We start from the raw sequence: 21,269 nt of genomic DNA, 5'->3' as shown, positions 1-21,269 counted from the left end.
GGGGTTAAATGAGTATGGCGATTTAAATTAACTGATTTAAATTCACATGGGCAGCGGCACATTTCAAAAAAACACTGTTTCTTTAAGAAACAGTGTTTTTTTGTCGGCAGTATATTAACAGTATATTAATTTGTACAGAAAGATTTACCGTTAGATGCATTTATATGAAACATGAATACCTTAAGCTTACGAACATACAGGCTCCGCATGGTAAATTTTTCTGTTCTTTGGCGCTGCAAACCCTTGATTGGGACTTTTTAACTCCGCTTTGGAAAATGCGCCGCAACTCTCATAAGGTTTGTACACTTGCCTGCATATTTGTGCATTGAATAACAAAAAATTTCTTTATATGGAGTTGAAGAGCCTGCAACGGCATTAGCGGTTTAAGAGCAAAGATAAAGTAAGGGTGCAAAAGCAGTCTAAGCGGCGCGGTAATGCTTTTGACGCCGCCGCTATGACGCCGATGCTGTTCTAAACCATATATTCCATTGTAAATTGAACATCGTAAATTGAAGGTAATTTAATCCTAAATATCATGCGTAATGTTTGCCGTTTTTCAAAGCCGTATATGTTATGCGGATTTTCGGGTTGGCTGGAAGTTTGAAAATACGGGGAAACTTTATAATATATAGGCTGAAGTGAATACCGAAAAATCGAAGGTATAAACGGCGTGCTTAAAAACGTAAAAAACATGGAATACTCCGCGGATCGGCAATAAATTAGATTTGTATGATAATATTGCCGTATGCCGCAATTTTTCGGATAGTTATTGTATATTTGATTTGTGGTTTTCAACTTGCCGCCTTATATTTTCGGCTATATCTGAAAGAGGGTTCCTAAGCCCTGCCTTTGCCGCCGCTTTAACATAGCTTAGGCCGGGCATGGAGTTTGCTTCGCATACATAGTACCGCCCTTTGCTTCCGAGAAGAAAGTCCACGCTGCCGAGATTTATGTTGAGCGCGGCTCCTACGGCTTTTGCAGTATTTATTATTTCATCGGGCGGCGTGAAAAACTCAAGGCGGCCGCCCGAAGCCAGATTGGACTTAAAGCATTTTTCATTTATCCTTTTAAAAGAAGTTATATATTTGCCGCCGCATATTATAATCCTAAGATCCACGCCGGCCGACTCGGATATAAATTCCTGTAAAAGTATTTCGTCGTTGTAGCTTTTACGGTATAATCCTATTATATCAATAAGATGATCGTAATTTTTGGCAAGGGATACGCCGGTTCCCTTTGCTCCGTGGTCTATTTTTACTATAATAGGAAATGAAAAGTTTTCGGTTATAGTTTTTTCGCCTATGGAAGGCATATACAGCATTGTTTTTGGCAGACAGGCATATGGCGCATGCTTTTTAATAAGCTGGAAGCTTTTAAGCTTGTCGCCCGTATTTATAAGGCAGTCGCAGTTATTTATGCAGAGGACGCCGATACTTTCAAACATGCGTACAACGCTTCTGTTGTGATATGTGTTGTCGCCGAAAAATGCCGGAATTATAAAATCAGGCGGCGGCGTTTTGGCGCCGCGGATATAAATATAAGGCGTTTCGCCGCTTATTACGGCAATATCGTCGGCATATACCTTTTCAAGCGGCAGGCCGAGGCTGTTAAATGTTTCGGTAAATATATCAAGGTCTTTCAATTTAGCGCTTTTTTCGCCAATAAGTATAAATCCCGGCATTATTATTCCTCCAAAAAATTAATATCTGAATATTCTACCACAGCATATGCAGTGTTACAAGTGGTATACAGTATGTAAAATATAAAAAGGAGCTAAGTATGGAAAAGGCAACATTAAAAGCAATTAAACGCAAAATAGAAATAGGCAGAGAACGTATTGCCAATATGTCTCAATTAAGCAAAAACGCTGCAAAAAGCAACGAAGAACTGCTTATGCGTATTTTATCGGAAAATAAAGATACCGTATACGGAAGGAAATACGGTTTCGGAAACATAAAGAATGTGAAGGAATATATGGAAAAAGCGCCTTTAACAGAATATTCCGATTATGAGGAATATATTGAAAGCATATTAAACGGAGGCGAAAATATACTTTCAGCGCGCCGCCCAGTACATTTTGCCGAAAGCAGCGGCAGCAGCGGATTGCCTAAAAAGGTTCCCATGTGCGCCGAGGCGCTTGAAATGTTTACTGACTATACTTTAAACGTATGTTTTGGGGCAATGGAAAACACGCTTGGGGATAACTGGAAAAAAAGCAGAGGGCTATCCCTTGCAAATGTGCGCCTTAAAAACCTTAACGGTTATTCGTATGGGGCTGTTTCAAGCAAAATACGCGAGAAATATAAGGATGTGGAACATTATGTGTATACGTCGCCTTTGGCGGCCACATATCCCGGAGGCGAAACGGATACAAAATACCTTCATCTGCGCTTTGCCCTTATGGAAGAGGATTTGTCGTTTATTACATGCGCATTTCTGAACACCGCCGTTGACGCCATGAAATATTTTGAGGATAACTGGGAAATGCTGGCCGGCGATATAGAACGGGGAACTGTAAACGAAGATATAATTATGCCGCCGCGCGTAAGAAAAGAAATCTCGGAGGGCATTAAGCCCATGCCCGGCAGGGGGAGATTTATAAGGAAGGAATGCGAGAAGGGCTTTGACGGAATACTTACAAGGATTTGGCCTGATTTCAAATTTATATACGGCATAGGCGGGGGAAGCTTTTCGGTATATGCAGATAAAATGCGGCGCTACATGGGAGGGGCGCTTTTAAACGAAAGCATATATTCCGCGTCGGAAGGGATATTTGCCACACATATAGCCCCGGAGGACGACGGAATGGTTATGATACTCGACAGCGCCTTTTACGAATTTATAGACATTGAGCGCGGCGGCGGGCCGAAAACCGTCGGCGAAATTGAAAAAGGGCGCGACTATGAACTTGTAATAACCAATCTTTCAGGTTTTTACCGCTATAAAATGCTTGACGTGATAAAGGTTGTAGGATTTTGGGGGACATGCCCTGTTATTAAATTCCTTTACAGGAAAAATCAGATTGTAAGCCTGGCAGGCGAAAAAACAAACGATTACGCCATGCAGTCGGCGATTAACGCCTTTTCCGAAAAAACGGGAGCAGACGTCGCCGAATACAGTCTGTATCCGGATTACAGCCACAGCCCGGCAAGGTATATAGTTTTTATGGAAATACCAGGCGGGATAAAAAAAGAACGCCTTTCGGAATACGAAAGCGCGCTTGATTTGGAAATAGGAAGGTTTAACCGTTCGTATTTGGACAAACGGAAATTGGGTATTATAGCCCCTCTTAAAATAAATATGCTTAGGGAAGGTTCGTATGCCGTGTACAGGCAGCTTATGTGCGCCAAAGGCGGAGCGTCGGGGCAGATAAAGCCGGTGCGTCTGATTGACAATAAGTTCAGGGAAAGCTTTTTCTTTTCTATGATTCAAAAGATGGAATAAGCCGGAAACGCCGCGTAGTTTCGGCGCGTTTAATAATTGATGCAAAGCACGATTTTGCGTCGGCTGATATAATTGGGCAGCAAAAAACTCCTTTGATATAATATAAGCGCTTTTACGTGCGCCGAAAAATCAAAGGAGTTTTTGCCGTGTTTTACGGCAGTTTTATACTGCTGGGAAAAGACGTATGTTTATGGGGAAAAACAAGTTATCAACAGTAATATTAATCATAAAATGTTTATAACTCTGTGGATAGTGTGGATAACTATTGGGAAACCAGCCTTTCCCCAACTAAATAAACATCTCCGGCGCCCATGGTTATCAACAGATCGCCCGGACATGCTGTGGATTTAATGTAGTCAACTATACTGTCGAAATTTCCGAGATAAACGGCGTCTTTGTCGTTAGATCTGATTTTTTGCGCAATATCTTCGGCGTTTATAAGCCCCGTATCCTTTTCCCTTGCGGCATATATGTCGGCGACGATAATTTTGTCGGCGTCCGAAAATGCCTTGCCGAATTCTTCAAATAAAGCTTTTGCCCTTGTATATGTGTGCGGCTGGAATACGCACCATATTTTATTATGCTCGACATTTTTTGCGGCGGCGAGGGTGGCTTTTATTTCGGAAGGATGGTGCGCGTAGTCGTCGATAACTTTAACTCCGTTAAATTCGCCTTTTCTCTGGAAACGGCGGTTAACGCCGGTGTAGCTATCAAGGCCTTTTATAATATTTTCCATGCTTATGCCGAGAGAGTATGAAGCGGCGCATGCGGCAAGGGCATTTAAAATATTGTGTTCTCCCGGTATCTTCAGGGAAATACGGCCTGAGTTTTTGCCTTTAAACACAGCGTCAAAACTGTTTGTGCCGTCAGGTTCATGAACGATGTTTTCGGCATACCAGTCGGCTCCGGAGGTAAGGCCGAATGTGATAACGTCGCTGTTAAGCCCGGATGTAATATATTCAACACCATATGCCTCATGGTTTATTATAACGCGTCCTTCTTTAGGCACGTTTAAAGCGAATTTTTTAAAAGATTCCTTTATTTCGTCAATATCCTTAAAGAAATCAAGGTGATCTGCTTCTACATTAAGTATTATCCCTATATATGGGTTAAATTTAAGGAAACTGTTGTGGTATTCGCACGCTTCGGCAACAAAGTAACCGCTTTTTCCTACTTTAATATTGCCGCCTATTGTCGATAAGGTTCCGCCTACGGTTATGGTCGGGTCAGCGTCGGCTGCAAGCAGTATTTCGCTAATCATAGAGGTCGTCGTTGTTTTTCCATGGGTTCCGCTTACGGCTATTGAATGGCTGTAGTTTGACATTATTGCGCCGAGGAGATCGGCCCTTTCGACTGTTTCGATGCCTTTTTCCCTTGCGGCCTCTACTTCGGGATTATCTTCCTTAACTGCGGCGGTATAGACCACAAGATCCGTGCCGTCCTTTATATTTTCGCCTTTATGGCCGTAATTGACATGTATGCCGAGATTTTCAAGGCGTTTTGTAGCGGCCGACGGTTTTATGTCCGTACCGGATACCGCTATCCCCATGCCGTTAAGTATTTCGGCAAGGCCTGACATGCTTACGCCGCCTATGCCTATAAAATAAACGTTTTTATATGTTTCCTTAATATTTTTATTCATTAATCAGAACGCCTCTATTCTTTATTAAATTTGATTATAAATCCCCGTTTTGGTGGTATAAAAACCTGCATGGAAAATTATAAATATAAGCCGTTAAAAATATCGAGCCGCCGTCGGCATTAAAACTGATTCGGGACAGAAATATAAAATAGGATTATTTATGTTTTGCCAAGCGGGTTTATGAAATATCTTACGATAAAATTATACTACATACTTTGTTTAAAGTCTATATTTTAGCAATTTTGAAGGCGGCGGCGTTATTTGGCATAAATTATGTGCGCCGGCCGGCACTGTAGATTTTCGGCATTATATTTATGAATATTTTTAACTTTACGCCGCATAAGCTTTTAATGGGCGTTTAGGACAGGCGCTTGCCGGCCGTTATGATAAGCCCAAAATACTTGAAGATGCGAGGAAAGTATATGAACTTGTATTTATAAAAAAACAACTTTGCAGAAAATAAATGCGTATTTGTATAAAAGGTAGTCAAAATTCATATAAATAAAGCTTAAAAATACTAAAATATATAAAAAATTACTTTTTAATTTGGTTAAAAAAATGTTTAGTACACATATTTGACAAAAAAGTATATAATTTTAACAATGGGTTGGATATATTTTTTAATAAACGGTTAAATTGCTATTTATAATTTATGGTATTTATGTTAAAATAATTACATATACAAAGTAAGATAATATGTCAGGAATATTTTATTATCCGTCAGGGCTTATTATTTACTTTTTTGACAAAAATTATCCATACGGACATGGATATGCGGGGGGATGATGGCATGAGTAAAAATGAAATGATTGCAATGCTCCTTGCCGGCGGGCAGGGAAGCAGGCTTGGTATTTTGACTAAGAAAATAGCTAAACCGGCTGTTGCTTTCGGAGGCATGTACAGGATAATAGACTTTCCGCTCAGCAACTGTATAAATTCAGGAGTTTATAACGTCGGCGTCCTGACCCAATATCAGCCGTTAAGGCTTAACCAGCACATAGGCATAGGCATACCGTGGGATCTGGACAGAAAAAGGGGAGGAGTTACAATTCTCGCCCCCCATGTAAAAGGCGGCGACAGCGGCGAATGGTTTATGGGCACGGCTAATGCTATTTATCAAAATATCGAATATATCGATGAAAACGATCCGGAATATGTCCTGGTTCTTTCAGGCGACCATATCTACAAGATGGATTACTCTAAAATGCTTGAATTCCATAAGGAAAAAAATGCCGCCGCAACGATAGCGGTTTTGGAAGTGCCTTTTGAAGAAGCCGGGCGTTTCGGCATTATGAATACAAAAGACGACGATTTTATTTATGAATTTGAAGAAAAACCTGTAAATCCGAAGAGCAACCTTGCCAGCATGGGAATTTATATCTTTACATGGGATAAGCTCAGGAAAGCTCTCATTACCGACAGCAAAATACATCCCGACAGCGATTTCGGAAACCATATAATACCCGCAATGCTTAATAACGGCGAAATTATGTATGCCTACAGGTTTAAGGATTACTGGAAAGACGTCGGAACAATTGAAAGTTATTGGCAGGCTAATATGGAGCTTATAAAAACTCTGCCGTCGTTTAACCTCTATGAAGACTTTTGGAAAATATATACAAACGCCGAACAGCAGCCTCCGCAGTACACCGGAGAAAATGCGGTTATAAGGCAAAGCATTGTTTCGGACGGATGCGAAATATACGGCGAGGTACATAACTCGGTTTTAAGCCCGAATGTTGAAGTTGCCGAAGGCGCGTTTATTAAAGATTCGATTATTATGTCAGGCTGCAGGATAGAAAAAGGGGCTGTGATCGACAGGTGCATAATAGACGAAGGATGTATAATAGGCGAAAATGTTAAAATGGGCGTCGGCGACAACATACCTTGTATTAACCAGCCTAAAATATACAATACCGGAATTACCGTACTGGGAGAAAAAACAGTGGTGCCTCCCGGCGTTGAGATAGGCAAAAACTGTGTTATTTACGGCTTTACATCGGCACAAGACTACCCTGATATGAAGCTTGGAAGCGGATTATCCATCATAAAAGAGGGGGTTGAATTATGAAAGCTATAGGTATTATATTGGCAGGCGGCAACAGCGAGATGCGCCTTGGCGATTTAACAATAACAAGGGCGGCTTCGGCCATGCCTGTCGGCAGCTGCTACAGGGCTATTGATTTTCCTTTAAGCAATATGGCAAATTCCCGCATTAACAAAGTCGCGGTTATTACCCAGTATAATTCGCGTTCCCTGAACGACCATTTATCAAGCTCAAAATGGTGGGACTTCGGACGCAAGCAGGGCGGGCTTTTCATATTTACTCCGTTTATAAGCAGCGACAACAATTTTTGGTTCAGAGGGACGGCGGATTCCATATATCAAAATATTTCGTTCCTTAAAAAGAGCAACGAGCCTTATGTGGTTATAGCGTCGGGCGATTCGGTGTATAAAATGAATTACAGGCAGGTGCTTGAATACCATGCGGCTAAAAAAGCGGATATAACCGTTGTGTATAAACAAATGCACGATAAGGATCTGACAAGGCTTGGCATTATGAACGTAAACGATGACGGAAGGGTTGTGGATTTTGAAGAGAAACCGTTGGAGCCGCAGACAAATAACGCTTCTCTCGGGATTTATGTTATATCAAGGACGCTTTTGATAGAACTGCTTGAAGAAATTGTTCCGGAAGGGCGATATGATATTGTTAAAGATATTATAGTACGTTTTCGCCGAAAGCTTAACATTTACGGATATAAGTTCGACGGCTATTGGAGTTGCGTGGGCGGAGGAATTTCGGACTATTACCAGACTAATATGGATTTCCTTAAAAAAGAGATTAGGGATATTTTTGTAAAGGAATACCCGTATACTACAACAAAACTGAAAGACGAACCGCCCGTTAAGTATAATGCATGCGCCGAAGTTAAAAATACAATCAGCGGCGGAGGGAGCATTATTAACGGCAGGGTTGAGGGTTCCGTGCTTTTCAGGAGAATATATATCGGCGAAAATACAAGCGTTAAGGACAGCATATTGATGGAAGGATGTTATATAGGAAATAACTGTGTTATTGAAAATGTTATTTTCGACAAAAATGTTATTATATCGGAGGGAAGGCATATAATCGGCGAAAAAAATAAACCGGTTATATTAAAAAAAGGCACCGTTTTATAAACGGCGCTTATACCAATGCTAACGCGTTAAGACGACAAAAGAAGGGTGGACTAATTATGGAAATTACTGATGTAAGGGTTAGGAAAGTCAACAAAGAAGGCAAAATGAAGGCTGTTATTTCAGTTACGTTTGACAATGAGTTTGTTGTCCACGATATAAAGGTCATTGAAAGAGATGAAGGCCTTTTTATTGCTATGCCGAGCAGAAAGACCGGCGAGGGCGGATTTAGGGATATTGCGCATCCGATAAATGCATCTACAAGAGAGAAGATCCAAGACGTGGTACTTAAAAAGTATGAAGAGGCATTGGAAGAAGCCGAAGCATTGGAAGGGGAGCCGACGGAAATCTGAGAAATTTGCTCTTAAGGCAAAGAAACATTGCGGCTTATATTTAGGAAAATAATATTTTAATGGAACGCGGGGAATAGCCGCGTTGTAAAAACAGGATTTTTGAACGGCGTTTAAGCCGAATCGAAAATCCTGTTTTGTATTTTTGAACATTTTTTAAAAGCCATAAATATTTATCATAGCTTCAGTTTACAAGAGCACACACGGTTTTAACGGACGTCAGCGGCGCAATAGCTGTGTTAAAGCCGCTTGCCGTAGGAACCGTGGCGCCTGCTCGTTTTTGCCTTGCGCTTATTCCGATGACGTTCGCTAAAACTTTCCGGCCTCACAAGGGAAAAATTTTTGCAGTTCAAGGCGCATATGCGCCGGCACAGCGGATCCTATGGCAAGCTTATGCAGCGCAGAAATGCGGAAATTTTTTCCTTGTGGGGCGTATGTGCCCTTGCAAACCGAAGGTATACGCCGTTATAAAAGCTTTTTTTGCTTAAAGCGTTAAAAAAGCCCGTTCCCTTTGAAGGATACGGGCTTTTTTAATTATGTTGTGCGGGGCGGTTACATACTTTTTAAAAGCTCCATAGTTAAAAGCAGGCCGGCTATATTTATGCTTGAAGGGCTGATTATATCGGCCGGATGATTTTTTGCCAAGCTGCTTTTCATTTGTATGGAAGTTTGGTTCTGCTTCAATGTATTTAATGTGTACTGTACATTATTAATTGCCTGGAATGTGGTAAGCATTTCTATAGCCCTGTCTATATTTCGCATGGAATTTTTATCGCCGAAGCTTTTTAATGCCTTCAGAAGAACAACTTCACGGCTGGGATGCGTTTTAGCCTTTTCGGCTTCGCTGCCGGCCGCGTGGACAAGACGGCGTACGTAGTTGTTTTGAAAATTATTCCTCAGTACCTCCAAGGCGTTTACCACGTCCTCGTTCAGCGGCGACGAATTGTTTATCATTCTCGCAATTTCATAAATTTTATTATCGCTCATAATTAGCCTCCCAAAGGGATTTTATTACAATTATATTTTCCACAGCGTGTTTTTATCCGTTATTTAAATGTTTTTTAAACTAAAGCCTTACTTTTGCGCCTTAAAAGCAGTTTAGATTACGTTGTTTTGAATTGTTTACCTTAAAAGATATGTATGTTATAATGTCATATATTATATGGGTGGTTTTCAAATATTGCGAAGGATTGAATTTTTATGAAGAAGAACTCTGGGTTTATTTTCGGGATAGTATTTCTTTTTGCTATGATTATTGTCGGGTATATATATTCCGTTAATACATATAATAAAAAAATAGATCGCGGCATAGGCGAGATAACGGCTTTATCCATAAAAACGCTTGCGGAAAAGGAAAGCCGGGTGTTTAAAACAAAGCTTGATTCCAAGTTTGATTCCCTCGACAATTTGGGGGATATTATTGAAATAGCGGAGGAAGGCAAAGAAAGCGAAACGGTCGAAAGGTTTTTTAAAAAGTTCGGTTCGCTTGACGGGACATTCACCTCGGTTTTTGTTATGTCGGCTGAATACGGGGAAATATATTCAATGGGAAACGTTAAACTGACCGGCTCTGAGGAGTTTATTTCCGAGGCTTTAAACGGCATGAGGTTTGCCGGAAATTATACAATATCTTCCGGTGAAGGCGCAAAAGGATATTTTATAATGAGCGTCCCCGTATTCGACGGCGGCAGGGTTGAGTTTGTCATAGCGGCGGTAGCGGATACAAACTGGCTTGCGGAATCGATTTGGGAAGATATGGATGCTTATGCGGCCAGGGGATTTATTGTGGACGATTTCGGAAATATACTTGCGAAAAGATACGACGGCGGAGACGGCCTTAAAACAGGGGACAATATAGTTGAAGCGTATATTAATACGGAAGGGTTGGAAGAAACGGGCAAAACGCTAAGGAAAAGGCTGGCTTCCGGAGGGAATGGAACGTCCGTGTATAATATAGGCCAAAACTGCGTATATATGCTGTGCCAGCCGCTTGGAGCGAAGGGGATGCATCTCGTTTCGATTTACGACAAAAGTTTAATGGAAAAGGAGTTCGGCTTTGTAATTGATAACGGAGTAATCCTTGAAATTTCTATATCCATTTGTTTTCTGATGCTCATATTCCTTGTAATACTTATATTTGAAAACCGATTCAGGCAAAGCTCCGAGGATAAAATAAAACTTTTGTGGAATGAGGAAAGGTATAGGATACTTGCCGAAAGTTCACAGGATGTAATACTTGAATATGATATAGACGAAAAAAATTTTGTTGTAAGCGACACATATACCGAACTTTTCGGTCGTTCGTCAAGGTTTTCCATAGATGAAAGCTTCATGCATATACATGAAGACGATTCGGAAAAGTTTAGGGATTTTCTGGACGACATAAGCGGCGGCGTTGAACGCGATCCTATTGAAATAAGGATAAATCATGAAACCGAGGACAGGTACATCTGGTGCAAAATTACAGCGGCAATACTGCGCGGAAAAAACGGCACGGTACGGCGTATAGTTGGAAAAATCGAAGACATTTCAGACAAATACGATCTTGAAACCGAAGCCCAAACCGATTCCCTTACGGGGCTTTACAACAGGAAAAGTATAGAAAGGAAAATAGCCGAATACATAATACGCAATGGCGATAAATGTGGAGCTTTGTTTATCGTAGATATAGATGATTTTAAAAAGATAAACGATACTTACGGACATATGGAAGGAGATAAAGTTATAAAGTTTGTTGCGCGGATGCTGAAACATTCTTTCAGGGAAAGCGATATTATCGGCAGGCTCGGCGGCGACGAATTTATCGTATTCATGAAAAATATACAAGGTGGGAAAGAAGCCGAAAAGAAACTGAAACTTTTGCAGCGCGTTTTTTCGGGAACCGGAAACGATGAAAAATGGATTACTTCCGTATTTATAAGCGTAGGCGCCGCCGTTTATCCGAAAGACGGCAGGAATTTGGATTCGCTTTACGAAAAAGCCGATTCGGCCCTTTATGAAGCGAAAAGGCTTGGAAAAAACAGGGGCGTACTTTATGACGTGGGAAAAACAGAAAAGAATATTAAAAGCATTGCAAGCTGTAAAAATGGCCCCAGCGAAATATTTTCAAAAATAATAAGCGGCTACTCGATTAATGCAAGCGAGCGTTTTATGCTTGAAAACGACAATGACTTCCTTTATTTCAGCGACCTTAATACATATGAACTATATGAAATTATTTCCCAAAAGCCGGGGCTTGCCGAAAGGCGATGGGGCAATTATAAGGGACGCAAATGTTATGAAGTGCTTCAGGAGAGGGACAGCCCTTGCCTGTTCTGTACAAACCGCCTTTTGAAAAAAGACGAGTACCTGATTTGGTCTTTCAAAAATCCGATTACAAACCACGAATATCTGCTTAAAGACAAACTGGCGGAGTGGAACGGGAAAATTGTCCGCATGGAAATAGCCATGGACATATCGGAAACGGGAAGGGTAAGGAAAGTGCTTGAAGAAAACCTTGAAAGCCAAAGGCTTCTCAATGGATTTTTAAGCCCCCTTTTGTTCGACTCCAATAAGGCCGGGGCAGTCGCGGATATGCTTAAGGCGCTGTGCGGTTTTTTCGACGCACAGCATACTTATATACAGTTTTTCGGAAATTTGCCAAATGTGTACTGGAACAGGGAAAATGGGTTTTCGGAGTGCATTTTTCCGTCTGTTTCGGCTGATGTGCGGATTTTGTGGCAGGAATCGCTTAAAAACGGCAAGCAGGTTGTTATAAGCAGTGTAGACGGCATTAAGGAAACAGATCCTCATGCGTATGATTTTTTGAGGGAGTTTGATGTGGAATCCATATTTATTACGCCGCTATTTGTGGATGGCAAGCTTGAAGGGATGATAGGGATTGCCAATGTCAAAAAACACTGGGCGGATTTGGCTTTAACCAGGATTATGGCGTCATATCTTGCGGCTCAGATAAAAAAAGATTCGCTTAGGGAAGAAAATAAAAAACTCAGGTATAGAGATATGCTTACGGGGTATTTAAGTTTTGACGGCTTTAAAATTGAAGCCGAAAGGCTCATTAACGAATTTGAAGGAAATGATTATTCCCTGTGGTATTTTGATATTAAAAACTTTAAATACATTAACGACGCCTACGGTTTTGACAAAGGCAATGGCCTCCTTAGTTATTGTGCGGAAGTATTTGATCTGTATTTAACAGAGGATGAAACTTTTTGCCGCGTTTCGGCAGATACGTTTATACTGCTTAAAAAATATAAGGAAATCGGGGAAATAGGCAAGTTGTTTAATAAGCTTGAAAAAGCCTTGAATGAATATAAAGAATTGGCAAAAAGATATTTTCGCGTTGAGTTTTCTGCCGGTATTTATTTAATAGAAAGGGAAGAGCTTAAAAACATTACTCTTGAGGAAATTATAAACAGGGCCAATATGGCGCAGAAGCGCATTAAAGGCAAGGGCGGCAGCCAAATGGCGTTTTTTGACGATACGTTGAGGCTTGAATCGCTTAGGTATTTTAACCTTGAAAGCGAAGCCGCGCACGCAATACAAAATAAGGAAATTGAAGTGTATTTCCAGCCTCAGGCGGCAGTAGGCGGCGATAATGCGGGCGGTCCGGAAAGAGCCGAAGCGCTTGCTCGGTGGATTAGGGGCGGAAACGTATTTTCGTATCCCGATGAATTTATACCTGTTCTTGAAAAGAGCGGGCAGATTGCGGAGCTTGATATGTATATGTTTGAAGAAAGCTGCCGATTTATTAAAATGATGAAGGAAAAGCATAAAAAACAAGTCTGCATATCTGTAAATATTTCAAAAATATCCCTTATGCGGCCTAACTGCATAGAGAAGTATAAGGCCGTTAAAGAAAGGTATTCCGTATCAAACGGTGAAATTGAGCTTGAATTTACCGAAAGCGCGGCTGTTGAAAACCCATATAAATTTGAAAAAATTATAGACGGAATGAAGCAATGCGGTTTTTTATGTACAATGGATGATTTCGGCACGGGGGATACTTCCCTTAATCTCCTTCAGAATCTTCCTGTTGATATGATTAAACTTGACAAAATGTTTTTCTACGGGAGGATAGTAAACAAGAGCAGGCATGATATAATAGTTAAGAGCGTGCTGCAAATGGCAAAGCGGCTTGGCATACGCACGGTGGTTGAAGGCGTTGAAACTTTGGAACAGGTGGAAGAACTCCGGAAGATGGGATGCGACTATATTCAGGGATATGTTTATTCTATGCCACTGCCGGAAGAAGAATATGAAGGGATGCTTATAAGCGGCATGCCTTGGAATGATTAAGGGGGAGATATTTATGGAAATTAACAAAATTGTAATTGCGGGCGCAGGAACGATGGGAATATCCTTAGTGCAGATATTTGCGGAATACGGGTATAATGTTGCGCTTTATAACAGATCGGAAAGCGGCCTGGAAAGGGCGGGAAAACTTATTGCAATAAATCAGGAGGGCCTTATAAAAGAAGGCATGGCAACGAAGGAAAGCTCTGAAAACGTTGTAAAAAGCATAAAGTTTACAACTGACAAAAAGGAATTTGCTGACTGTGATTTTGTGATTGAAAACATAGTGGAAAATATGGCCGAAAAGCATATTTTCTGGAAAGAAATTTCGGGAATTGCGCCGGAACACGCCGTGCTTACAACAAATACATCGGGGCTAAGCATCACAGAAATGGCCGAGGCCGTTAAAAAACCGGAGCGTTTTGCGGGCATGCACTTTTGGAATCCGCCGCACCTTGTTCCACTCGTTGAAATAATCAAAGGGCGTGAAACAGACGGCGAAACTGTAGATACAGTATATTCGCTGGCTGAAAAAATCGGCAAAAAACCGGTTGTGCTGAAAAAGGAAATAATGGGATTTATAGGCAACCGTATCCAGCTTGCCGTTTTAAGGGAAGCCATGGCAATTTTGGAAAGCGGCGCGGCAACAGTTGAAGACATTGACGACGCCGTTAAATACGGAGTCGGTTTCAGATATGCATGTATAGGGCCTTTTGAAACAGCCGATTTGGGAGGGCTTAATACGTTTTCAAATATTTGCGGGTATCTTTTTCCGGATTTGAGCGTAAGCCGCGAAGCGCCGCTTCTTAATTCGCTTGCACAGGGAGGAAATTACGGCGTTAAAACGGGAAAAGGGTTTTATGACTATTCCGACGGAAAATCTGAGAAGGCTATTAAGAATAGGGACGAAAAATTTATAAGGCTATATAAAGCGTTATACGGAACGGAAGAACACAAAGATTGAGGCAGGAATTTTATTACCTCATGAAAGTACGGGGCAGGTAAAATTTATTTATGTATTCAGTATTAAAAAAGCGGGAAAGGGGAACGCTGTGAGTAAAATTATACCTAGGAATACGCCGTGCTACTGCATTAATTTCAGGCGCGCCGCAAATACTATTACAAAATATTATGATAATGCGTTTGAAAAACTGAATATAACGACAACGCAGTTTTCGCTCCTTAATAACATTAATATATTAAAAACATGCAATAAAAGCGAACTTGCGCAGTTTACAAAGCTGGACAGGACGACTGTTATCAGGGGGCTTGGCATACTGAAAAAGAAAAAATTGATAGAAGAAATTGACGGGCATGACAACAGGAACAAAAACATCAGGCTGACAGGAGCGGGTGAAAAAACGGTAGCCGACGGAATGGAAGAATGGAAGAAAGCGCAGGAGAGGGTTAAGGCTGTTATTGGGGAAGAGAATATACCGATGCTGAAGGAAATATTTTCTAAAATTGAAACACTTGATTCAAAATTGCTGTAAAGGGTTTTGCGTCTGAAATATATTTTTAAAAACAGACGTATATACTTTTTTAAGTCCATATGGGCTTTGTCGGCGTATCATGCCGTTACGAATACTGATAAGGCTTGAACGTATTGGTTTTTGTGTCAAAAAATTAATTATGCAAACGTGAAGAACAGAGATAATGATGATACGGGGCTTGAAGCATAGTACTGTGCAAAAGCCCTGTTTAAACGTATGGCGGGCGTCGATATGCTGAAATGTGCGGGTTGTAATGAAACGCATGGTATGGCACAAAGTTTTAATAAACGTATATTTTTCATTGCCGAATGTTATTTCCGGTTTACAAGGGCGCATACGGCTGAGGAAGGCATCATCGGCATAATAGCGGCGTCAAAAAATTTGACGTTCGCTGCATCGGAGTACTTTTTCATTGCTCTTAAACCGCTGATGCCCTTTTCAAGTCTTTGGCTGTGCACGGAAAAATTTTTTTATTATTCAAGGCGCAAATATGCAGGCAAGTATACGCGCTGTGAGAATCATGGCGTTTAGATTCCACAAGGCGAGATTAGAGAATTCAGCCGAGTACTTGCAGAGTGGAAAAACAGAAAAATGTACCATATGTAGCGTGTATGCCTTGTAAAGTGAAGGCACATTTTATTGGGGATGCCGCAAAGAGCAGTTATTGAAAGGAATTTATTAAAAACAAATTTTTTGCCTTCACACGGCGAAAGCTACAGTATATATTTGGCGTAAGGCTCGATTTTTTGAATAAAAAAACGACGCCCCATACGATTGCCGTACAAAACGCCGCTTTTGAAATGCGCCTTCAGGGACTCGAACCCTGGACCTTGTGATTAAGAGTCACCTGCTCTACCAACTGAGCTAAAAGCGCACATTGATTAACGCAAGAAATATAATATCACCATATCTTTAGTATGTCAACAAAATTATTAAAAAAATCTTAAATTATTTTATTGTTTAAAGAAAGACGTCCGTAGTTTGCAGCGGAAAACACATGTTAATTCCATAAGGACGCATATAAGTAAGCGGTTTCGGTTTGTAAAGGCGTATACAGATTTAACCGATATCAGGCGGTGAAATAACAGCGTTAAGGCTGATTGCCGCCAAGTTAGCGGCGTCGGAGCGGCTTTCCATGCTCTTACGCCGTTTCTGCCGGTTAAAACTCTACGGTCTTTCAAGGTTTCGCCGTTTAAGGCGCCGAGGAATCGGCGGCAAGCGTGTGCAGCGACGAAATGCGGAAAATTTTTTGCGAAACGTGCGCGTTCTTGTAAAGTGAATATACAATACTGTAAAAAAAGGGCGTTTTGACGGATTTTATATTAACATAATTTATTATAAGGAGAATACAAATGAAAGAACCGGTTTTGCCAGACGACGTTATTTATATAATTAACGAAATAAAAAAGCATGGATATGAGGCTTATATTGTAGGAGGGTGCGTAAGGGATACGATAATGGGAAGGCGTCCAAACGACTGGGATATAACAACGTCTGCCGTTCCGGAAGAAGTAAAGAAAATATTCCGCCATACTGTGGATACGGGCATTAAACACGGAACTGTAACGGCTGTAATTGGCGGGCGGAACTATGAAATAACGACATATCGAATTGAAGGCGGGTATGAGGACTGCCGCCGCCCGTCCAGCGTAAGTTTTACAAGGGATCTGCATAAGGACCTGCTTAGGAGGGATTTTACGTCTAATGCAGTGGCATATTCCCCGGAAGAAGGATATGTGGATATTTTCGGAGGAATGGCTGACATTGAAAGAAAAATAATACGAGGTGTGGGCGATCCATGCGAAAGATTCAGAGAGGACGCCTTGAGGATGCTCAGGGCCGTAAGGTTCAGCGTACAGCTTGATTTTGAAATTGAAAGCAATACATATAATGCCATACGGGAAAACGGGGCGCTTATAAAAAACATCAGCGCCGAAAGGGTCAGGGAAGAACTTACGAAAACGCTTTTGGGAGATTATCTTGACAGGCTTCCCGTGCTGTGGGAAACGGGGCTTATAAGACATGTGTCCCGGCCTGTTTATGAAGGCGTATATAAAAACGGCGGGGAAATTATAGGTTTTATTAAAAAGGCCGACAAAAATATTGCGGAGGCATTTGCGCTGTTCCTTGATTTTGTGGAGCTTGACGAGGCGTTAAAATTTGTTAAATGGCTTAAATTTGACGGCAAAACGTTTAACGCGATTAAAAAACTGCTTGAAAACAGAAGGGCCGATATACGCCCGTTTTATGCCGATGTAAGAAAAGCGGCGTCAAATCTTGGAGCGGAAGAGACGCGTATGCTTATAGATACGGCGCGCGCCAAAGGAAACGCAAAAGCCGCTGAGGCAGGAAAAATACTGGAAGAAGTAATCGGAAACAAGGAGCCTTTATATATTAAGGATCTCAAAATAACGGGGAACGACATAATGGCCATGGGAGTGCCGAAGGGACGGGAAGTAGGCGGCATGCTTAATTTCCTTCTGGATAAAGTGCTTGATGATCCGAGGTTAAACACATTTGAAACCCTTTCGGTTCTAACGGCCGAAGAATTGAAAAAAGAGCGGTTTTAAAAGGCTGAAAGGCTATAAAGAGAGGTAATATTCACTCATGTTTTATCATAAGATGTAAACAGGCGGCGGTAGGTATGCCGGCCTAAATAAAAAAGCATTATAACGGTTAACATGGGGGATATTTTTATGGACGATATATATGAAAAAGCACTGTACAACGGATACGGCCTACGCCTTTACAATGCTTCAAGGACAAGGCGCGGGCTGGTTTGTAAAACGGATAAAGGATATATGAGTTTAAGGAAAGTGCAAAACGACGGCAAAACAATTATATTTGAAAACTCAATAAAAAAACGTCTGTATGACAATGGGTTTACCGGCACGGATCTTTATTATAATTCTGTTGACGGAAAGCCGTATTATGTTATTGGCGACAACACGTTTGTGCTTTCGGATTTTGTTGAAACAAGCGATATAGACGAGGAAGATCCCGACACAATTAAAAAAGTTTCCGCCGCAATGGCAGTTATGCATAAATTAAGCAAAGGCGTTGAAGCCGACGGCAACGTAAGCTTAGGCAAACTGCCGAAAACATGGCAGAAAAGGAAAGCCGAACTTAAAAGGATAAAAAAACGCATTAATTCGGTAAGCAATTATTCGCCTGTGGATATAATCATAATAAAAAATTATGAGTATTTTATTGAAAGGACGGAACGCGCCCAGGAATTTTTAAATTCCACGGCATACAGCTTAATCGCAAAAGAAGCCGCCCAAGCAAGGAGTGTATGCCACAATAATTTTAAGGGGGATAACGTAAGGTTTAAGGCCGGCGGAGAAAGCCTTTATATAACCGGTTTTGAGAAAAGCTCCTATGACTGCAGGGCGGCTGACATAGCGGCGTATATAAGGCGCTGTATGAAAAGCGAGAAATGCTCCGCCGAAACTGTAGAATCAATTATTACGGCCTATAACGGCGAAAGTACGTTAAGCGGCGATGAAATAAAAGTTATCGGCGCTATGGTTCTTTTCCCGCAGAAGTTTTATAAAATATGCAGTGAAAGCTTTAATAAAAGGCGTGTTTGTGAAAGCGATGCGGTTGTTGAGAAACTGTCGCGGTGTATTGCGTTAAGCGAAAAGGAAGAACGGATACTTGAAGCTTTGGGTATGGTCTGACATAAGATATATAAAAATAAGAATAAAGAAAATATAAAAATACGTCCTGCCGAAAAGTTTGGATTTAAGCGGGACGTATTTTTATGTTTATTTAATACAAAGCATAGCTTCATTTTGCAAGGGAATATAAGCCGCGAAATGAAAATTTTCCGCATTTTCGAGCCGCATACGCTTGCCGTGGGAACCGTCTGCGTCGGCATGTTACACTCCTTGAACTGCAAAAAAATTTTCTTTGTGAGCCCGTAGAGTTTTAACGGTCAGAAAAGGCGTAAAGAGCAAGGCAAAAGCGTGCGGCGCGGCGATCCTGCGGCAAGCGGCTTTAACACATCTATTGCTCCCTTTCTGTCCGTTAAAACCTTGCGCTCTTTTAAACTGAAGATATGGGCGGTTTTATAACATTTATTACGGACGTTTTACGCGCGTCTTAGTTTTTAAGCTTAAACTGACCTGTAAGCGATTTGAGGATTTGCGCCTGGCTTGCGAGTTCTTCGCTTGCCGCCGCGCTTTCTTCGGAAGTAGCGGTATTTGAATGTACAACGGTTGAAATTTGGCTGATACTTTCCTTAATATTTGTTATGGCGTTTTCTTGTTCCTTTGACGCCTGAGAAATAGCCCTTATGTGTTCCGTAACGGTTTCCGCCCCGTCCACAACGGAAAGGAGCGAATCGCGGGTTAAATCTGTAAGCCTTGAGCCGTTGTTTACTACGGCAAGCGTTTTTTCAATCAATTCGGTTGTGCTTTTTGCGGCGTCGGCGCTTTTTGCGGCAAGGTTGCGCACTTCATCTGCAACAACGGCAAACCCTTTGCCGGCGCTTCCTGCCCGGGCGGCCTCAACCGCGGCGTTTAATGCAAGTATATTTGTCTGAAATGCAATATCCTCTATAGTTTTAATTATGTTATGCACTTCATTTGAGCATGAATTGATTTCGCCCATTGCTTCAATCATTTCATTCATATGCGCGCTGCATACGCTGATATTTTCGCCGACTTTTCCGGCTTCTTCCGTGGTAATATCCGCGCTTTGGGAACTGTTGTTTATCTGCTCTGTTATTTCGTCTATCATGCAAAGCAGATTGCTTACCTCGGCGGCCTGTTCCGTTGCTCCCTGTGCCAGATGCTGTGAACCGGTTGCAACCTGCAATGAACCGCTGTCAACTTGGCGGGCGGATTCCTGAATACGTTTCATAGTATTGTTAAGGCCGTTTGTTATTGTGGAAATGGCTTTTTCGATTTGAATAAAGTCGCCGACGTAGTGTATTTCGCTTTCTTTTTTCAGGTTGCCGTTTGAAAGTTCGTCCAATATCATTGAAATATCGGAAATATACGTTTTTAAGTTATGAACTGACTTGTTAAGGCTTTCTGCCAACAGGCCGATTTCGTTTTTGCTTTTTACGTCTATTTCAAAGTCAAGGATGCCTTCGGAAAGCTTACGGCTGTTTAGCGTTATTTCCTGTATTGGATGGACTATGCTTTTCATTACGTAAATCACTAAAAGTATGCATACAATCAGTATAATTATAATTGAAGCGATGGAGATCAATTCCGTGACTGTAACGGAATTAATAAGGGCGTCTTCATTTGACAGGACCTGTTCGTCCGTAATCGCTGAGATTTCGTCCAGTATGGAAATAAGCTCGCTGACATTTGCCTTTGTAGTGTTTAAGTATAGCTGTTTGGCCTGTTCGGGACTTTTTTTGTTAAGATCCAAAACTGTTTTGGCAGATTCGTGTACGGACTGATGAAGCGGCTTAATTTCTTCCATCAAGCTTAATATCCTGTCGCTGCCGATTTCCGAAGGAGCCGTATTGTAAAGCCATCGGCCGAGGGTACAAGTCTCATAATCCATGCTCCCTGTAAATTCCGTGCCCATGGTTATTGCAGACGACAGGTTTTCAACCCATACGCAATGCGCTTTTTCGGCTTTTAAAACAAGGGAATTGATTTTTGTTGCCTGTTTGGTGGATTCTGTATACCTCTTAATGCTGTTCATGCTGAATGTCGTTATAACCCCGCTTGCTATTACAACTAGGAATATAAATGTAATTCGGATCCAGATTTCTTTTTTAATGGTATGTTTCATAATTCATCTCCCTTAAAACTTCATAACTATATATTGATCTTTTTATCATAATTTATTATAAATACATTTACCTAGCAAAGCAATAGGGTTTTTGTAATTTAT

General features: G+C 41.3%; 13 protein-coding genes and 1 tRNA gene. 9 read left to right on the top strand and 5 right to left on the bottom strand.

Going from position 1 to position 21,269, the window contains the following annotated elements:
• Positions 1-766: 766 nt before the first annotated feature.
• On the bottom strand, positions 767-1,681 hold the full coding sequence (locus NE664_02095; protein ID MCQ4725453.1) for a hypothetical protein: 915 nt from the start codon (positions 1,679-1,681) through the stop codon (positions 767-769).
• A 98-nt stretch (positions 1,682-1,779) separates the two neighbouring features.
• Between NE664_02095 and NE664_02090 the strand changes: the two genes are divergently transcribed.
• The gene (locus NE664_02090) at positions 1,780-3,444 is read left to right on the top strand and encodes a GH3 auxin-responsive promoter family protein (GenBank protein ID MCQ4725452.1); all 1,665 of its coding nucleotides are present in this window, start codon (positions 1,780-1,782) and stop codon (positions 3,442-3,444) included.
• 262 nt (positions 3,445-3,706) lie between these two features.
• Here NE664_02090 and murC read toward each other — a convergent pair whose 3' ends face one another.
• Entirely contained in the window at positions 3,707-5,086 is a 1,380-nt protein-coding gene (murC, locus tag NE664_02085; GenBank protein ID MCQ4725451.1) for a UDP-N-acetylmuramate--L-alanine ligase, read from the bottom strand.
• 790 nt (positions 5,087-5,876) lie between these two features.
• Between murC and NE664_02080 the strand changes: the two genes are divergently transcribed.
• Genes NE664_02080 through spoVG form a run of 3 tightly spaced genes read left to right on the top strand, consistent with a single transcriptional unit; the run spans position 5,877 to position 8,619 of the window.
• Positions 5,877-7,157: a glucose-1-phosphate adenylyltransferase gene (locus tag NE664_02080; GenBank protein ID MCQ4725450.1), complete on the top strand. Its 1,281-nt coding sequence runs from the start codon at positions 5,877-5,879 to the stop codon at positions 7,155-7,157.
• Positions 7,154-8,269, top strand: a complete 1,116-nt coding sequence (gene glgD, locus NE664_02075) for a glucose-1-phosphate adenylyltransferase subunit GlgD (protein ID MCQ4725449.1) — start codon at positions 7,154-7,156, stop codon at positions 8,267-8,269. The genes NE664_02080 and glgD overlap by 4 nt, the downstream gene beginning before the upstream one ends.
• Before the next feature lie 56 nt (positions 8,270-8,325).
• Positions 8,326-8,619: a septation regulator SpoVG gene (spoVG, locus tag NE664_02070; protein MCQ4725448.1), complete on the top strand. Its 294-nt coding sequence runs from the start codon at positions 8,326-8,328 to the stop codon at positions 8,617-8,619.
• 549 nt (positions 8,620-9,168) lie between these two features.
• On the opposite strand, the gene NE664_02065 is transcribed toward spoVG, so the two are convergent.
• A complete protein-coding gene (locus NE664_02065; GenBank protein ID MCQ4725447.1) occupies positions 9,169-9,603 on the bottom strand; it encodes a hypothetical protein in 435 nt (144 codons plus the stop codon).
• Between the two features lie 213 nt (positions 9,604-9,816).
• Between NE664_02065 and NE664_02060 the strand changes: the two genes are divergently transcribed.
• The 3 genes from NE664_02060 to NE664_02050 all read left to right on the top strand — a co-directional run bounded on the left by NE664_02060 (position 9,817) and on the right by NE664_02050 (position 15,404).
• The gene (locus NE664_02060; GenBank protein ID MCQ4725446.1) at positions 9,817-13,914 is read left to right on the top strand and encodes a diguanylate cyclase; all 4,098 of its coding nucleotides are present in this window, start codon (positions 9,817-9,819) and stop codon (positions 13,912-13,914) included.
• A 13-nt stretch (positions 13,915-13,927) separates the two neighbouring features.
• Entirely contained in the window at positions 13,928-14,875 is a 948-nt protein-coding gene (locus NE664_02055) for a 3-hydroxyacyl-CoA dehydrogenase family protein (protein MCQ4725445.1), read from the top strand.
• A gap of 88 nt (positions 14,876-14,963) precedes the next feature.
• Positions 14,964-15,404 (top strand): MarR family winged helix-turn-helix transcriptional regulator, encoded by a 441-nt coding sequence (locus NE664_02050; protein ID MCQ4725444.1) that lies wholly within the window; start codon positions 14,964-14,966, stop codon positions 15,402-15,404.
• A gap of 801 nt (positions 15,405-16,205) precedes the next feature.
• Here the strand turns inward: NE664_02050 and NE664_02045 are convergent.
• A tRNA-Lys gene (locus NE664_02045) sits at positions 16,206-16,278 on the bottom strand.
• A gap of 478 nt (positions 16,279-16,756) precedes the next feature.
• Here NE664_02045 and NE664_02040 point away from each other — a divergent pair.
• Complete coding sequence (locus tag NE664_02040; protein MCQ4725443.1) at positions 16,757-17,974, top strand: CCA tRNA nucleotidyltransferase; 1,218 nt, start codon at positions 16,757-16,759, stop codon at positions 17,972-17,974.
• A 126-nt stretch (positions 17,975-18,100) separates the two neighbouring features.
• Positions 18,101-19,087, top strand: coding sequence for a CotS family spore coat protein (locus NE664_02035; GenBank protein MCQ4725442.1), 987 nt, complete (start codon positions 18,101-18,103; stop codon positions 19,085-19,087).
• A 424-nt stretch (positions 19,088-19,511) separates the two neighbouring features.
• Here NE664_02035 and NE664_02030 read toward each other — a convergent pair whose 3' ends face one another.
• Entirely contained in the window at positions 19,512-21,167 is a 1,656-nt protein-coding gene (locus NE664_02030; protein ID MCQ4725441.1) for a methyl-accepting chemotaxis protein, read from the bottom strand.
• Between the last annotated feature and the right edge of the window lie 102 nt (positions 21,168-21,269).

The organism is Anaerotignum faecicola, assembly GCA_024460105.1.
GTDB lineage: Bacteria > Bacillota > Clostridia > Lachnospirales > Anaerotignaceae > JANFXS01.
The sequence above is the reverse complement of the archived record's forward strand: the minus strand, read 5'-3'. Positions and strand labels throughout refer to the sequence as shown.

Coding starts and splice junctions, on each gene's coding strand:
- NE664_02095 (MCQ4725453.1), bottom strand. CDS start 1,681: ATGCCGGGATTTATACTTATTGGCGAAAAAAGCGCTAAATTGAAAGAC.
- NE664_02090 (MCQ4725452.1), top strand. CDS start 1,780: ATGGAAAAGGCAACATTAAAAGCAATTAAACGCAAAATAGAAATAGGC.
- murC (MCQ4725451.1), bottom strand. CDS start 5,086: ATGAATAAAAATATTAAGGAAACATATAAAAACGTTTATTTTATAGGC.
- NE664_02080 (MCQ4725450.1), top strand. CDS start 5,877: ATGAGTAAAAATGAAATGATTGCAATGCTCCTTGCCGGCGGGCAGGGA.
- glgD (MCQ4725449.1), top strand. CDS start 7,154: ATGAAAGCTATAGGTATTATATTGGCAGGCGGCAACAGCGAGATGCGC.
- spoVG (MCQ4725448.1), top strand. CDS start 8,326: ATGGAAATTACTGATGTAAGGGTTAGGAAAGTCAACAAAGAAGGCAAA.
- NE664_02065 (MCQ4725447.1), bottom strand. CDS start 9,603: ATGAGCGATAATAAAATTTATGAAATTGCGAGAATGATAAACAATTCG.
- NE664_02060 (MCQ4725446.1), top strand. CDS start 9,817: ATGAAGAAGAACTCTGGGTTTATTTTCGGGATAGTATTTCTTTTTGCT.
- NE664_02055 (MCQ4725445.1), top strand. CDS start 13,928: ATGGAAATTAACAAAATTGTAATTGCGGGCGCAGGAACGATGGGAATA.
- NE664_02040 (MCQ4725443.1), top strand. CDS start 16,757: ATGAAAGAACCGGTTTTGCCAGACGACGTTATTTATATAATTAACGAA.
- NE664_02035 (MCQ4725442.1), top strand. CDS start 18,101: ATGGACGATATATATGAAAAAGCACTGTACAACGGATACGGCCTACGC.
- NE664_02030 (MCQ4725441.1), bottom strand. CDS start 21,167: ATGAAACATACCATTAAAAAAGAAATCTGGATCCGAATTACATTTATA.